General features: G+C 69.2%; 8 protein-coding genes and 1 pseudogene. 8 read left to right on the forward strand and 1 reads right to left on the reverse strand.

Annotated elements, in window-relative coordinates; translation table 11 throughout:
- Positions 1-53 precede the first annotated feature (53 nt).
- From AAHB17_RS14280 to AAHB17_RS14305, 7 genes and pseudogenes are all read left to right on the forward strand, one after another.
- Positions 54-1865, forward strand: a complete 1812-nt coding sequence (locus AAHB17_RS14280; RefSeq protein ID WP_342131294.1) for a methyl-accepting chemotaxis protein — start codon at positions 54-56, stop codon at positions 1863-1865.
- 194 nt (positions 1866-2059) lie between these two features.
- Positions 2060-4360, forward strand: a pseudogene (locus AAHB17_RS24755) (PAS domain S-box protein); the annotation flags it as partial.
- A complete protein-coding gene (locus tag AAHB17_RS24760) occupies positions 4361-6421 on the forward strand; it encodes a putative bifunctional diguanylate cyclase/phosphodiesterase (protein WP_446719602.1) in 2061 nt (686 codons plus the stop codon).
- A gap of 40 nt (positions 6422-6461) precedes the next feature.
- Positions 6462-7958 carry a M20 family metallopeptidase gene (locus tag AAHB17_RS14290; protein WP_342131296.1) on the forward strand — a complete coding sequence of 499 codons (1497 nt, stop codon included), beginning with the start codon at positions 6462-6464 and terminating at the stop codon, positions 7956-7958.
- Positions 7959-8180: 222 nt separating this feature from the next.
- Complete coding sequence (locus tag AAHB17_RS14295; protein WP_342131297.1) at positions 8181-9026, forward strand: alpha/beta hydrolase; 846 nt, start codon at positions 8181-8183, stop codon at positions 9024-9026.
- Positions 9027-9071: 45 nt separating this feature from the next.
- Entirely contained in the window at positions 9072-9803 is a 732-nt protein-coding gene (locus AAHB17_RS14300) for a substrate-binding periplasmic protein (RefSeq protein ID WP_342131298.1), read from the forward strand.
- Positions 9804-9805: 2 nt separating this feature from the next.
- The gene (locus AAHB17_RS14305; protein ID WP_342131299.1) at positions 9806-11920 is read left to right on the forward strand and encodes a putative bifunctional diguanylate cyclase/phosphodiesterase; all 2115 of its coding nucleotides are present in this window, start codon (positions 9806-9808) and stop codon (positions 11918-11920) included.
- Positions 11921-11944: 24 nt separating this feature from the next.
- Here the strand turns inward: AAHB17_RS14305 and AAHB17_RS14310 are convergent, their stop codons facing one another.
- Positions 11945-13123 (reverse strand): MFS transporter, encoded by a 1179-nt coding sequence (locus tag AAHB17_RS14310; RefSeq protein ID WP_342131301.1) that lies wholly within the window; start codon positions 13121-13123, stop codon positions 11945-11947.
- A 107-nt stretch (positions 13124-13230) separates the two neighbouring features.
- Here AAHB17_RS14310 and gshA point away from each other — a divergent pair, with 107 nt between their 5' ends.
- Positions 13231-14523 (forward strand): glutamate--cysteine ligase, encoded by a 1293-nt coding sequence (gene gshA, locus AAHB17_RS14315; RefSeq protein ID WP_342131302.1) that lies wholly within the window; start codon positions 13231-13233, stop codon positions 14521-14523.
- The last annotated feature ends 43 nt before the right edge of the window (positions 14524-14566 follow it).

Genomic DNA, 14566 nt, shown 5'->3' on the forward strand with positions numbered 1-14566 from the left:
CACCATCGACGCCACGGCGCAACCGCAGCAGAAGAGACAACGAGGGAAACACCATGAAACTCACCAACATGAAGATCGCGACACGTCTGGCGCTGGGTTTCGGCCTGGTCATGCTGCTCACGGCGGTGTTGGTCGTGCTGGGACTGACCAGCATGGAGACGACCAAGACGCAATTCGCCGAAGCGAACGAGCGCGCGCGCCGCGTCGGCCTGGTCGACGAATGGGTGGCGAGCACCCGCCTCAACATCAACCGCGTGATGGCGCTGGCCAAATCGCGCAACGACCCGGCCGTCGAAGCCCATTTCGCGCCGCTGATCACCCAGACCACGCAGCGCATCAACGAGCTGCAGAAGGATCTGGAGGCCTCCATCACGTCGACCGAGGGCAAAGCCTTGCTGGCCGACATCGGCAAGCGCCGCGCCGAGTACATCGCCGTGCGCAACGACTTCTTCAAGGCGCTCAAGGCGGGCGACCAGGGCGGTGCCGATGTCCTGCTGACGGGCAAGCTGTTGCCGGCGGCCGACGCCTACCTGAGCACCATGCTCAGCCTGCTGCAGCTGCAGGAGAAGTTCAGCGTCGAATTCGGCGACCGGGTCAATGCGGGCCTGACCTCGTTCGAGATCTATCTGAGCGTGACGGCCTTGCTGGCCCTGATCGTGGGGCTGTTCGCTGCCTACCGGATCACCCGCAGCGTGACCGAGCCGGTGTCGCGCGCGGTGGGCGTGGCGCGCCAGATCGCGGGGGGCGACCTGATGGTCACCGTCAGCACCGACCGCCGGGACGAGCTGGGCGACATGCTCCGTGCGCTGGGTGAGATGCGCGACGCCCTGGTGCGTTCGGTTTCGCAGATCCGCCAGAGCGCCGACAGCATTGGAACGGCCAGCGCCGAGATCGCCAGCGGCAACCAGGACCTGAGCGCCCGCACCGAGCAGGCCGCCAGCAACCTCGAGGAAACCGCCAGCAGCATGGAGGAGCTGACCGCCACCGTGCGCCAGAGCGCCGATGCCGCGCGCCAGGCCAACCAGCTGGCCAGTAACGCCGCCCAGGTGGCACAAAAGGGCGGCGCGGTGGTGGGCCAGGTGGTCACCACCATGGACGACATCTCCGGCAGCAGCAAGAAGATCGCCGACATCATTGGCGTGATCGACGGCATCGCCTTCCAGACCAACATCCTGGCACTGAACGCGGCGGTGGAGGCCGCGCGCGCGGGTGAGCAGGGCCGGGGCTTCGCGGTGGTGGCGGGCGAGGTGCGCAACCTGGCGCAGCGCAGCGCACAGGCGGCCAAGGAGATCAAGGACCTGATCGGCACCAGCGTGCAGAAAGTGGGCGAGGGCAGCGCGCTGGTGCAGACCGCCGGTGCCACCATGCAGGAGATCGTGCAGAGCGTGCAGCGGGTCAGCGACATCATCAGCGAGATCACCGCCGCGTCCAGCGAACAGAGCGACGGCATCGGGCAGGTCAACGTGGCCGTCAACCAGCTCGACCAGATGACGCAGCAAAACGCCGCCCTGGTGGAGGAAAGCACGGCCGCCGCCGAAAGCCTGCGCGAGCAGGCCCAGCGTCTGACCGAGGTGGTGTCCATGTTCAAGCTGGGCGACCGCGCCGCGGCCCCGGCGGCGCCCCTGCGGACGGCGCCCAAACCCCGTCCGCCCGCCCCCGCGCCGGCAGCGGCGCCTCGCAAGCCGGTGGCCCCGGCCGGCCAGAAACTGCCGCAACCCAAGGCCGCCGCGCCGGCCAAGGCCCTGGGCGGTGCGGCGCCCGCACCCCGGCCGCCCGCCGACAAGGCCGCCCCGCTGCTGACCCAGCAGGCGGCGGTGCGCGCCGCGCCCAAGCCGGCGGACGACGGCGAGTGGGAAACCTTCTAGGCCATTGACCGGCGGGGACACGGCATGGGCGCTGGTGCAACACAAGGCTGGGAGACCGACGCGGACGCGGGCCTGACCTGGCGGGCGCGGCCCCGATGAAGGCACTCCCCGTGTCCTGGGAGGTCGGTGCGGGTGAGGCGGGTCGGGGCGCGTCCTCGGCCAGCACGGCCATGCAGCGGCGTTTTTTTGCCTGGATGGAGCACAGCCTGGACCTCCTGGGCGACCTGGTCCTGATCACCGAGGTGGCACCCGAGGGGCAGCCCAACCGCATCGTCTTCGCCAACCGGGCGATGCTGCGCCACACCGGCTACCGGCGCGATGAAATGGTGGGACAGCTGTCCACCATCCTGCACGGGCCGGCCACCGATCCGGCACTCGTCCAGCGCCTGCGCGAGCAACTGGCCCGCCGGCAGGCCGTGCGGATGGAAATCGTCTACCACCGCCGGGATGGCAGCCCCTATTGGGCCGACCTGGAGATCGTGCCGGTCCGGGGTGCCGACGGCGAGGTGAGCCATTTCCTGTCGGTGCAACGCGACATCACCGACCGGATCGAAATCGACAGCGCGTTGCGCGACAGCGAAGAACGCTACCGCAGCCTGACCGAGCTGTCATCGGACTGGTTCTGGGAAATGGATCCGAACTTCCGCTTCACCCATTTCGACGGCAACGTGCCGAGCCGTTTTGTCCACCGGGACAGCGTGGGTCGAAGTCCCTGGGATGTGCCCGCGCTCAACATGAGCGAGGTCGACTGGGCCGCGCACCGCGCCCTGCTGCAGGCGCACCGGCCGTTTCGCCACCTGGAGGTGCACCGTCCCATGCCCGGGGGCGGCGCCATGTGGCTGGAGATATCGGGCGAGCCCATGTTCGATGCCAACGGCGGTTTTCGGGGCTACCGTGGCGTGGGCCGCGACATCACCGGTCGCAAACAGGCCGAGCAGGCCTTGAAGGCGGCCAACGACCTGTTGCAGGTGGTGCTTGAAAACAACCGCTTCGGTGTGGCCCAGGTCGATCCGGCCGGGCACGTGCGCTACCACAACCGCCGCTACCTGGAACTGCTGGACCTGCCCGAGTCGCTGTTGGCCAACGCGCCGAAGGCACTGGACGTGCGGGCCTTCCAGGAGCAGCGTGGCGATGTCGGCCCGCTCGATGACGGCCCCGATCTGGTCATGCGCGACCTGGCGCACCACCACCGGACGGCCTTGCGCGAGCATGTGTTCGTGCGGCGCGGGACCGCCGGGCGCACGCTGGAAATCAGCACCCGCGTGCTCGACGATGGCAGCTGGGTGCGCACCTACGCGGACCTCACCGACCACGTGAGGGCGCAGGAAGCCGTGCGTCTCAGCGAGGAGCGCTTCCGCAGCCTGACCGAGCTGTCGTCCGACTGGTACTGGGAGCAGGACGAACATTTCCGCTACACCCGCATGGAAGGCCATGGCATCACCGACACGCCACTGGCCGAGATCTTCCTGGGCAAGTGCCGCTGGGAGCTGCCGGCCCTGAACATGGGCGAGGCCGACTGGGCCGCGCACCGCGCCCTGCTGCAGGCGCACCAGGGCTTCCGGCGGCTGGAGATACAGCGCCGCGATGGCAACGGGCGCGAGTTCTGGGTGGCCATCAGCGGCCTGCCCTTCTTCGACGCGCAGGGGGCGTTCCGTGGCTACCGGGGCGTGGGGCGCAACATCACCCACCGCAAGCAGGCCGAGCGCGACACATTGGACCGGCTGGCCTTCAGCCAGCGCCTGACGGACAACGTGCCCGGCATGGTGTTCCAGATGCGGCGTGCGGCCGACGGCCGCTTCACCTTCCCCTTTGTCAGCTCCGCCGTGCGCGAGCTGTTCGAGATCGAGCCCACCGACACCGAGCAGGCGGCCGGCCCCTTCTTTTCACGCGTCCACACCGACGACCGCCAGCGCATGATCGAGCGGGCTGCCCAGTCCGCCCGCGAGCTGACCGCGTGGGAGATGGACTACCGGGTGTGCCTGCCTGGCGCCGGCCTGCGCTGGCACAGCACCCGCGCGCGGCCGGAGCTGCAGCCCGATGGCGCGGTGGTCTGGTACGGCTTCACCAGCGACGTCACCGAGCGGGTGCAGGTGGACCAGCAGTTGCGCGAGGCCAACGTGTTGCTGGCGGGGCGCACCGATCTGCTGGAGGTCACGCTGGGCAGCCTGAGCCAGGGCGTGGTGATGTACGACGTGTTGGGCCGCGCGGTGTTCCACAACCAGCGTTTTCTCGACCTCATGGGCCTGCCCGCCTCGCTGATGGCGCACAAGCCCACGCTCAACGAGATCGTCGATCATCAGTACCAGCTCGGTGCCTTCCCCAAGGGCATGTCGCGCCAGGACGTCTCCCGTGTGTACGGCCACGTCACCGGCGAGCAGCTGGTCGCGCCCGGACAGTACCTGCGCGAAGGGCCGGAGGGCCAGGTGTTCGAGATCAAGACCAGCGCCCTGCCGTCCGGGGGCTGGGTGCGGACCTACGCGGACGTGACCGACTACGTGGAGGCGCAGCGCGCGCTCAAGCGCGGCGAGGAGCGCCTGCAGCTCATGCTGCAAGGCTCCAACGACGGCGCCTGGGACTGGAACCTGGAGACCGGCGAGGTCTACTTTTCACCGCGCTGGTGGGGCATGCTGGGCATGCGCAACCAGGAGCGTCCGCCCGGCAACGCGCTTTGGACCGAGTTCATCCATCCCCACGACGCCTTGCGGGTGGACACCGAGATCGCCGAGGCCCTGACCGAGGACCGCCGCAGCTTCGAGCTGGAGTTCCGCATGTTGCACCGCGACGGCAGCGTGCTCACCGTGCTGGACCGTGGCTTCATCGTGCGTGACGAGAACCAGCGCGCGATCCGCGTCTCCGGCACGCTCACCGACATCAGCGCGCGCAAGCGCCTGGAGCAGCGCCTGGAGCAGAGTGAGGCCAGTCTGAGCGCGTTTTTCGAAGCCATTCCCGACTGCGTCTGGTTCAAGGACACCGAAGGCCGCTACGTGTTGTGCAACCCCGGCAAGGCCCGGGTCTATGGCACCACCGTCGAATGGATGCTGGGCAAGACCGACTTCGAACTGGTGCCGGCCGAAGAGGCCAGGGCCTACCGCGAAACGGACTTGCGCGCCCTGCGGTCCACCGCGCCGCTGGTGTACGAGGAAAGCGACCAGGTGCTGGGCGCCAACCGCGTGTTCGAGGTCGTCAAGCGCGCGGTGCACGACCACAGTGGCCACCCCATGGGCGTGCTGGGCGTGGCGCGCGACATCACCGAGCGCAAGCAGGCCGAGGCGCAGATCGAGCGCCTGGCCTTCTACGATCCGCTGACCCACCTGTGCAACCGGCGCCTGTTCCAGGACCGGCTGGAACAGGCCCAGGCGAACAGCGTGCGCAGCGGCCAGTGGGCCGCGGTGTGTTTCATCGACCTCGACAACTTCAAGGACCTCAACGACACCCTGGGCCACGACACCGGCGACGAGCTGCTGCGCCAGGTGGGCGAGCGGCTGCAGCAGGTGGTGCGCGAACAGGACACCGTGGCCCGCCTGGGGGGCGACGAGTTCGTGGTCCTGTTCGAGCAACTGGGGATGGAGGCCGACGCCGCCGCGCTGTACGCCAACAACATCGGCCAGAAGATACTGAGCGTGCTCAACCAGCCCTACCGGCTGCTGGGCGCGCAGCACCACAACACGCCCAGCATCGGCCTGACCCTTTTCCGCGACCACAACGAGCGCATCGAGGACATCCTCAAGCGCGCCGACCTGGCCATGTACCAGTCCAAGTCGGCGGGCCGCAACACGGTGCGCTTCTTCGACCCCAACATGCAGGCCGTGGTGATGGCCCGCTCCGCGCTGGAGCGCGACCTGCGCCAGGCGGTGGCGGTGGGCGAGCTGGTGCTGTACTACCAGCCGGTGGTCGACGCCGAGCAGCGCGTCACCGGCTACGAGGCGCTGGTGCGCTGGCGCCATCCGGAGCGGGGCATGGTGTCGCCGGCCGAATTCATCCCGGTGGCCGAGCAGACCGGCCTGATCCTGCCCATTGGCCAGTGGGTGCTGGGTGCGGCCTGCGAACAGCTGGCCCGCTGGGCCGCCGACCCAACGCGCGCCCACCTGACGCTGGCGGTCAACCTCAGCGCGCGGCAGCTGCGGCACAACGACTTCGTGCCCGACCTGCTGGCGGTGATCGAGCGCAGCGGCGCGGTGGCCGGGCGGCTCAAGCTGGAGCTGACCGAAAGCCTGCTGCTGCACGACATCGAGGAGACCATCCTCAAGATGCAGCAGCTGGCCGACCGGGGCATCTGTTTCGCGCTCGACGATTTCGGCACCGGCTACTCGTCCCTGAGCTACCTCAAGCGCCTGCCGCTGTCGCAGCTCAAGATCGACCAGTCCTTCGTGCGCGACCTGCTGACCGACCCCAACGACGCGGCCATCGCGCGCACCATCCTGCAGCTGGCGCAAAGCCTGGACCTGGACGTGGTGGCCGAGGGCGTGGAGACCGAGGGCCAGCGCCAGGTGCTGCGGGACATGGGTTGCAAGGCCTTCCAGGGCTACCTGTTCGGGCGGCCCGCGCCTTTGGAATAATGGTTGGGTCCGGCCGCCATGGCCGATGTCAGGAGATGCCATGAACGCCCGCGTGCCCTTGTCCGCCACCGACACCGATGCCCTGCTGTCCCATGTCAGCGACAGCTGGTCGCAGCGCATCGTGCCCGAGCTCAAGTCCTACATCGAGATCCCGGCCAAGTCGCCGTCTTTCGACGCCGACTGGGCCGCACACGGCCACCTCGACCGGGTGCTGCAGCGCGCCGCCGACTGGGTGCTTGAGCAGAAGGTTGAAGGCCTGACGCTGGAAATCGTGCGCCTGAAGGACGCCCACGGCCGCGAACGCACGCCGGTGATGTTCTTCGAGCTGCCCGCCAGCGCTGGCAACGACGGCACGCCGGCGCCCAGCTCGGGCCAGTCGGTGCTGATGTACGGCCACCTGGACAAGCAGCCCGAATTCACCGGCTGGCGTTCTGACCTGGGCCCCTGGACGCCCAAGATCGACGACGGCAAGCTCTATGGCCGTGGCGGCGCCGACGACGGCTACGCGGTCTACGCCAGCATCGCGGCGGTGCAGGCCCTGAAGGCCCAGGGTGTGGCCCACCCGCGCATCGTCGGCCTGATCGAAACCTGCGAGGAAAGCGGCTCGCACGACCTGCTGCCCTATGTGGACGCGCTGCGCTCGCGGCTGGGCGATGTGGGCCTGGTGATCTGTCTGGACAGCGGCGCTGGCAATTACGACCAGCTCTGGCTGACCACCAGCCTGCGGGGCATGGCCAGCGGGGTGCTCAAGGTGCAGGTGCTGACCGAGGGCATCCACTCGGGCGACGCCTCGGGCCTGGTGCCGTCGAGTTTCCGCATCATGCGCCAGGTGCTGGATCGCCTGGAGGACAGCGCCACCGGCCGCCTGCTGCCCGAGATATTCCACTGCGAGATCCCGACCGAACGGGTGGACCAGGCGCGCGCCACGGCCGCCATCCTGGGCGACGAGGTCTACAAGCGTTTCCCCTGGGCCCACCACGACTGCGGCGGCAGCAGCGTCTTTGCCCTGCCCACCACCACCGACCCGGTGGAGGCCCTGCTCAACCGCACCTGGCGCCCGACGCTGTCGGTCACCGGGGCCGATGGCTTTCCCGAGCTCAAGAACGCCGGCAACGTGCTGAGGCCCTACACCGCCTTCAAGCTCAGCCTGCGCCTGCCGCCCCTGGTGGATGCGCCCACGGCGGTGCAGCAGCTCAAGGCCTTGCTGGAGGACAACGCGCCTTACCAGGCCAAGGTGACCTTCGAGACCGAGGGGGGCGCCACCGGGTGGAACGCGCCCAGCACCGCGCCCTGGTTCGACCAGGCCCTGCGCGATGCCTCGCAGGCCAGCTACGGCGCCGGCTACGGCACCATCGGCCAGGGTGGCACCATCCCGCTGATGAACATGCTGAGCCAGGGTTTCCCCACCGCGCAGATGATGGTCTGCGGCGTGCTGGGCCCCAAGAGCAACGCCCACGGACCCAACGAGTTCCTGCACCTGGACTACGCGCGCCGCCTGACCTCGGCCGTGGCCCAGGTGATCGCGCGCATGCCTTGAAATGGGCACCCCCTGCGCCGCCTGCGGCGTGCCTTGCAGGCCGCGTCACCGCCAGAGTCGGTGCCTCTTCGGGCTGTCCAAGCCTGCGCAGGCAGGCTTGGAGCCGCAGCCCTCAGCCCCCCAGGGGGCGATGCCAGCCGACTGGCAGAGCCAGATCGGCGGCATCCCCGGCTGGGCTGCCTCATGCGGGGCGGGTGGCACGCTGGCGGCGCTGTCTGCCGCATGACCAGCACTTCCCAGGCCCCCTTCACCCTGCGTGACGGCGAGAACCTCGCGGTCTACGACTGGCCGCTGCACCCGGCGCAGCGCCCGCGCGCGGTGGTGCTGATCGTGCACGGCATCGGTGAACACGCCTGGCGCTACGACCATGTGGCGCGCCGGCTCAACGCCTGGGGCTTCCAGGTGCGCTCCTACGATCAGCGTGGCCATGGCGAGTCCGGTGGCGCGCGTGGCGTGCTGCCGACCGACCACGCCCTGCTGGTCGACCTGGCGGAGGTGCTGGACGACACCCGCGAGACCTGCTGCAACCCCCGCGCCTGCCCCCTGGTGCTGCTGGGCCACAGCATGGGCGGTCTGGTGGCCGCGCGTTTTGTGGCCGAACGCCTGCGCCCCATTGAAGGGCTGGTGTTGTCCTCGCCCGCGCTGGACCCCGGCCTGCGGCGTTGGCAGAAAGCCCTGATCGGACTGCTCTACCGGCTGGCCCCCAACCTGACGCTGCGCAACGGGCTGGACGCCAGCCGGTTGTCGCACGACCCCGAGGTGGTGCGGCGCTACCGGGCCGACCGGCGCAACCACGACCGCATCAGCGCCCGCCTGGCCCGCTTCATCGAACGCGAAAGCGCCCGCACGCTGGCTGCGGCGCCGCGCTGGACCACCCCGACGCTGCTGCTCTACGCTGGTGCCGACGCGCTGGTGAACCCGGCCGGCAGCCGGGCTTTTGCGGTCGCCGCGCCGGCCGAATGGCTCAGCAGCCGCTGCTTCGAGGGCCTTTACCACGAGCTGTTCAACGAGCTGGACGCCGCGCCGGTGTTCGATACCCTGGAGCACTGGCTGGACCAGTGTTTTTGAGCCATGCACAATGGACGTATGGGTGTACGTTGGCATGGTGTATGGATGGGCTGTCTGTTCGCGCTGGCGGTGGGTCGCGGCGCGTGGGCGGCGGGGGTCGGCACGCCGGCGGAGCCGCTGCGCCTGCTCTACCAGGAGCGCCCGCCCTACACCGCGCTGCGCCCCGACGGCACGGTGGAGGGGCTGCTGGCCACGCCACTGAACCAGGCGTTGCAAAGGGCCGGTGTGGCCCACCGTTGGGAGATCATGCCCAGCCAGCGCCACATGCTGCTGGTGCAGACCGGCGATGCGCCGGTGTGTGGCGTCGGCTGGTTCCGCAACCCCGAGCGCGAGGCCTTGGGCCGTTTTTCGCGGCCCATCTACCGCGACCTGCCCATGGCCGGACTGGTGCGCGCGGAGGTCGAGCTCGCCGATGGCGCGTCCATGGCCAAGACCCTGGAGGCGCGGCGCCTCACGCTCCTGACCAAGGAAGGGTTTTCCTACGGTGCCCAGATCGACCGCTGGCTGCAGACGCTGCCGGTCAAGCGGGTGAGCACCGGCAACGAGCCCCCGCAACTGGTGCGCATGTTGCTGGCCCAGCGCGCCGAATGGATGATCGTCGCGCCCGAGGAAGGCCAGCTGCTGATGGCGCAACACCCGCCCGGCTCGTTGCGCCTGGTCCAGTTTGCCGATGTCGGCCCGGGCCTGGAGCGCCACCTGTACTGCAACCACAGTGTGCCCGCCGAGCTGCTGCGCCGTGTCGATGAGGCGCTGCCCCGGCCGTCGCCGGCGCGCTGACAATGGCCGGACACCCCGCCGATGAAGCGCTGCAGGAGGCCGCAGTGCCCGCGTCAGAGGGGCGCTGGGGGCGCCTGACGCGGTGGTTGGCCCACTGGTGGGCCGGACTGAGCCTGCGGGCCAGCCTCTTGTGGGTGCTCAGCCTGACCTTGATCGCGCCGGCCGCGCTGTTGCTGGTGGTGGGGCAACGCATCGCTGAAAGCCAGCACCAGTCCCTGGTGGCCGAATCCATGCAGGCCATCATGGTCGTGGGAGCCGCTTCGCTGGTCGACCCGATGTGGGCCATCGACACGCCCGCGATCGAGGCCGTGGGGCGCCGCTTGCTCGACAACCCGTCGGTGCTGGGCGTGCAGGTGCAGGAGCAGCGGCCCGACGGCCGACCCATCGAAATGGGTCGTCACCCGCGGTTCGAGTCGATGCTGCGGGGCGAAGAGGTGCCAGGCGTGGTGGAGCGGCGCGAGGAGATCTGGCGCGAAGGCCTGCCCCTGGGCAGCTTGCGCGTCTGGTTTGACATCGACAACGAGCCGCCCGCGCTGCGCCAGGGCCGGTTGCAGCTGCTGGCCCTGGTCCTGCTGCAGATGCTGGGCAGCCTGCTGGTGCTGAGCATCTTCCTGACGCGCCGGGTGGCCCGGCCGGTGGAGCGGCTCAAGGCCCAGGCCAGCGCGCTGGCCGCGCGCGACACCCTCCAGCCCATGCCGCTGGAACGGCGGCGCCGCGACGAGCTGGGCCAGCTCGGCCGCCTGCTGCACGAGGTGCAGCAGCAGCTCAACGATGCCTTCGGTGCGCTGGAGGACAAGAACCGGCAGCTGCAGCACATGGCGCTCTACGATGCGCTGACTGGCCTGCCCAACCGCAACCTCTTCCGCGAACTGGTGGAGCACGAGATCGGCCGCGCCCAGCGCGAGCGGCGGCAGTTCGGCCTGCTGTTCATCGACCTCGACCGCTTCAAGACCATCAACGACGCGCTGGGCCATACGCTGGGGGACCAACTGCTGGTCGAGGTCGCCCACCGCCTGCGTGGCACGCTGCGCGAGGCCGACGTGGTGTGCCGCCTCAGCGGTGATGAATTCATGGTGATGGCGCGCGACGTGGCCGGTTGGGAAGAACTGGCCACGCTCAGCGAGCGCCTGCTGACGGCCCTGGCGCGCCCGGTCCAGCTCGGCGCCACGCCGACCCGGGTGTCCGGCAGCCTGGGCATCGCGGTGTTTCCCGACGACGCGGCCGATTTCGACAGCCTGGTCAAGCACGCCGACGTGGCCATGTACCAGGCCAAGTCCATGGGCCGCGCCCGCTACAGCTTCTTCCAGCCCGAGTTCAACACCCGCCGCCAGGCCAGCGTGCTGATCGAGCAGCAACTGGTGAACGCCATTGAACGGCACGAATTCGAGTTGCACTACCAGCCGCAGGTGCACGCCCAGACCGGGCGCATGGTGGGGTGCGAGGCGCTGCTGCGCTGGCACCACCCCGAGCGTGGTCTGGTGGCGCCGGGGGAGTTCATCACCATCGCCGAGGAGTCGGGGCTGATCGCCGAGATCGGCCTGTGGGTGCGGGGCGAGGCCTGTGCCCAGTTGGCGCGCTGGAAGGCCATGGGGCTGCGTCCCGGGGTGCTGGCGCTGAATGTGTCCGCGCTCGAATTCCGTGACCACCGCCTGGTCGACAGCTTGCGCGCGGCGCTGTCGGCGCACGGCGTGGCGCCGCAGGAGGTGGAAATCGAGCTGACCGAAAGCGCCCTGATGACGGACAGCGACACCTCGCTGCGCATCATCGAGCGCCTGCGCGAACTGGGCGTGAGGCTGGCCATCGACGACTTCGGCACCGGCTACTCCAGCCTGGGCTACCTCAAGCGGCTGCGGCCGCACCAACTCAAGATCGACCGCAGCTTCGTGCGCGACATCGGCACCGACGCCGACGACCGCGCCATCGTGCAGGGCGTCATCGGGCTGGCCCGCACCCTGGGCATGGAGGTCACGGCCGAAGGCGTGGAGGACGAGGTCCAGCGCGTGTTCCTGCGCGAACAGGGCTGCACCCACCTGCAGGGCTACGGCATCGCGCGCCCCATGGCCGCGGATGCCATGACCCGCTGGATGGGCGATCTGGCGCAGGTACCGTTGGCCTGATCGGCGCGGGACCGCGGCGGCAGCTCAGGCCGCCGGGCGCGGTGCCCGGCGGCGCACCGACGCCAGCCACAGCAGGGCGGCGCCGGTCAGCGCCACCGGCAGCAGCGAGCCCAGGTTGAGCCATTGCCAGCCCTGGGTCGTCACCAGCGCACCGGAGGCGAAGGCGGTGAAGGCCATGGTGGCGAAGACGCAGAAGTTGATGGCCGCCTGGGCGCGGTCCTTTTCCTCGGGCCGGTAGGCGGTCATGGCCAGCGTGGTGCTGCCGGTGAAGAGGAAGTTCCAGCCGACGCCGAGCAGGAACAGCGCGATCAGGAACTGGTGCAGGTCGACGCCCGACAGCGCCACCGCGATGCAGGCTCCGTTGAGCAGCACGCCCACGCCCATGATGGGCAGGGTGCCGAAACGCTTGATCAGGTGGCCGGTGAAGAAACCCGGCGCGAACATGCCGATCACGTGCCACTCCAGCACCAGGGCCGCGTCCTTGAAGGCGTAGCCACAGACCTGCATGGCCAGTGGCGTGGCCGCCATCAGCAGGTTCATCACGCCGTAGCCCAGGGCCGCGCCGGCGGCGGCGACGATGAAGGCCGGCTGGCGCATGATCTCGCCCAGCGGGCGCCCACCGGAGGCCCCCACCACCTTGGGCGGCACGGGCGGGAAACGCAGCACGGCCATCAGTCCCATGGACAGCAGGGCCACCAGCGCCAGCGACAGGTAGGCGCCGGCAAAGGGCACGGCCAGGGCGTCCTGGGTGCGGCTGGCCAGGTTGGGGCCCAGCACCGCGCCGATCAGGCCACCGGCCATCACCAGCGAGACGGCCTTCTCACGGAATGCCGGGGCCGCCAGTTCGGCGGCCGCAAAGCGGTAGAGCTGGCCGTTGGCGCTGTAGTAGCCGGCCAGCACGGTGCTGGCCACCAGCAGCCAGAACTGGGTGTGCATGACGGCCCAGGCGCACAGCAGGGCCGACACCAGCGCCACCAGCAGGCCGAGCTGGAACGAGACCTTGCGGCCCCAGCGCGACTGCGTCTTGGCCACCAGACCGGTGGACAGCGCGCCACCCACCACATAGCCCATGACCGGCAGCGTCGCCATCCAGCCCAGCGGCGCCAGCGCCAGCCCGACCAGACCATTGATGGCGATGAACACCACGTTGTTGGTCAGGAACAGGCCTTGTGCGGCGGCCAGCAGCCAGAGGTTCTTGTTCATAAGTCTTTGTTTATATCTCATGCGATCGCCGCCTTGTGTTTGGTCGCGATGCCCCCATGTGCAGCGATCCCTAGAATCGCCACATCTTTCGCCACCAAGGCCCACCCATGGTTCCGCACCTCGTCACCGCCCTGACCGGCCCCATCAACGAGCTGGAGCAGCGCATCCTCGAGTCCACCCCGGTGATCGAACGCTGGTTCCGGTTGGAGTGGATGGAGCACACGCCCCCCTTCTACAGCTCGGTCGATGTCCGCAACGCCGGCTTCAAGCTGGCCCCGGTCGACACCCGCCTGTTCCCAGGTGGCTGGAACCACCTGACCGCCGAGATGTTGCCACTGGCGGTGCAGGCCGCCATGGCCGCGATCGAGAAGATCTGCCCCGAGGCCAAGAACCTGCTGCTGGTGCCGGAAAACCGGCGCGACACCTTCTACCTGAGCAACCTGGCGCAGCTGCAGCGACTGTTCTACATGGCCGGGCTCAACGTCCGGCTGGGCTCCCTGTCCAACGACATCAAGGAGCCCACCACCATCGAGCTGCCCGGCGGCGAGAAGGTCACGCTGGAGCCGCTGATCCGCAGCAAGCGCCGCCTGGGACTGAAGAATTTCGATCCGTGCACCATCCTGCTCAACAACGACCTGCGCGCCGGCGTGCCTGGCATCCTGGAGGATTTGCACGAACAGTACCTGCTGCCGCCCCTGCACGCGGGCTGGGCCACCCGCCGGCGCAGCCACCACTTCAAGGCCTATGAAGAGGTGTCCAAGCGCTTCGGCAAGCTGCTGGGCATGGATCCCTGGCTGATCAACCCCATGTACAACCAGTGCGGCGAGGTCGACTTCGCCCAGGGCACCGGCATGGAGTGCCTGCGCAGCAACGTCGACGCGCTGCTGACCAAGATCAAGCGCAAGTACAAGGAATACGGCATCAACGAAAAGCCCTTCGTGGTGGTCAAGGCGGACAACAGCCACCAGGGCTTCGGCCTCATGACGGTGCGCGACGTCAAGGACCTCGACGCGCTGGCGCTCGCGACGCAGCAGAAACTGGCCGCCGCCGGCGGCGCCGCGCCCGCCAGCGACGTGATCATCCAGGAAGGCGTGCTGACCCACGAGCGCATCAACGACGCCGTGGCCGAGCCGGTGGTCTACATGATGGACCGCTATGTGGTCGGCGGTTTCTACCGGGTGCACGCCGAACGCGGCGACGGCGAGAGCCTCTGCGCCCCGGGCGCGCGTTTTGTGCCGCTGGCCTTCGAGAAAAGCGCCCACATGCCGCAGCCCGGCCAGAAGCCCGGCGCCAGCGCGCCCAACCGTTTCTACATGTATGGCGTCATCGGCCGTCTGGCCATGCTGGCGGCCAGCTACGAGCTGGAAGCCACAGACCCGGACGCGGAAACCTACGACTGACGGAGACGCCGCCGCCGCGGCTCGGTTGTTGCGGCGCAACATT

This window comes from Hydrogenophaga sp. OTU3427 (assembly GCF_038440225.1).
Classification (GTDB): domain Bacteria; phylum Pseudomonadota; class Gammaproteobacteria; order Burkholderiales; family Burkholderiaceae_C; genus Hydrogenophaga.

What these genes read in the sequence shown, in the direction of transcription:
- AAHB17_RS14280 (WP_342131294.1), top strand. Translation starts at nt 54, where the DNA reads ATGAAACTCACCAACATGAAGATCGCGACACGTCTGGCGCTGGGTTTC.
- AAHB17_RS14290 (WP_342131296.1), top strand. Translation starts at nt 6,462, where the DNA reads ATGAACGCCCGCGTGCCCTTGTCCGCCACCGACACCGATGCCCTGCTG.
- AAHB17_RS14295 (WP_342131297.1), top strand. Translation starts at nt 8,181, where the DNA reads ATGACCAGCACTTCCCAGGCCCCCTTCACCCTGCGTGACGGCGAGAAC.
- AAHB17_RS14300 (WP_342131298.1), top strand. Translation starts at nt 9,072, where the DNA reads ATGGGCTGTCTGTTCGCGCTGGCGGTGGGTCGCGGCGCGTGGGCGGCG.
- AAHB17_RS14305 (WP_342131299.1), top strand. Translation starts at nt 9,806, where the DNA reads ATGGCCGGACACCCCGCCGATGAAGCGCTGCAGGAGGCCGCAGTGCCC.
- AAHB17_RS14310 (WP_342131301.1), bottom strand. Translation starts at nt 13,123, where the DNA reads ATGAACAAGAACCTCTGGCTGCTGGCCGCCGCACAAGGCCTGTTCCTG.
- gshA (WP_342131302.1), top strand. Translation starts at nt 13,231, where the DNA reads ATGGTTCCGCACCTCGTCACCGCCCTGACCGGCCCCATCAACGAGCTG.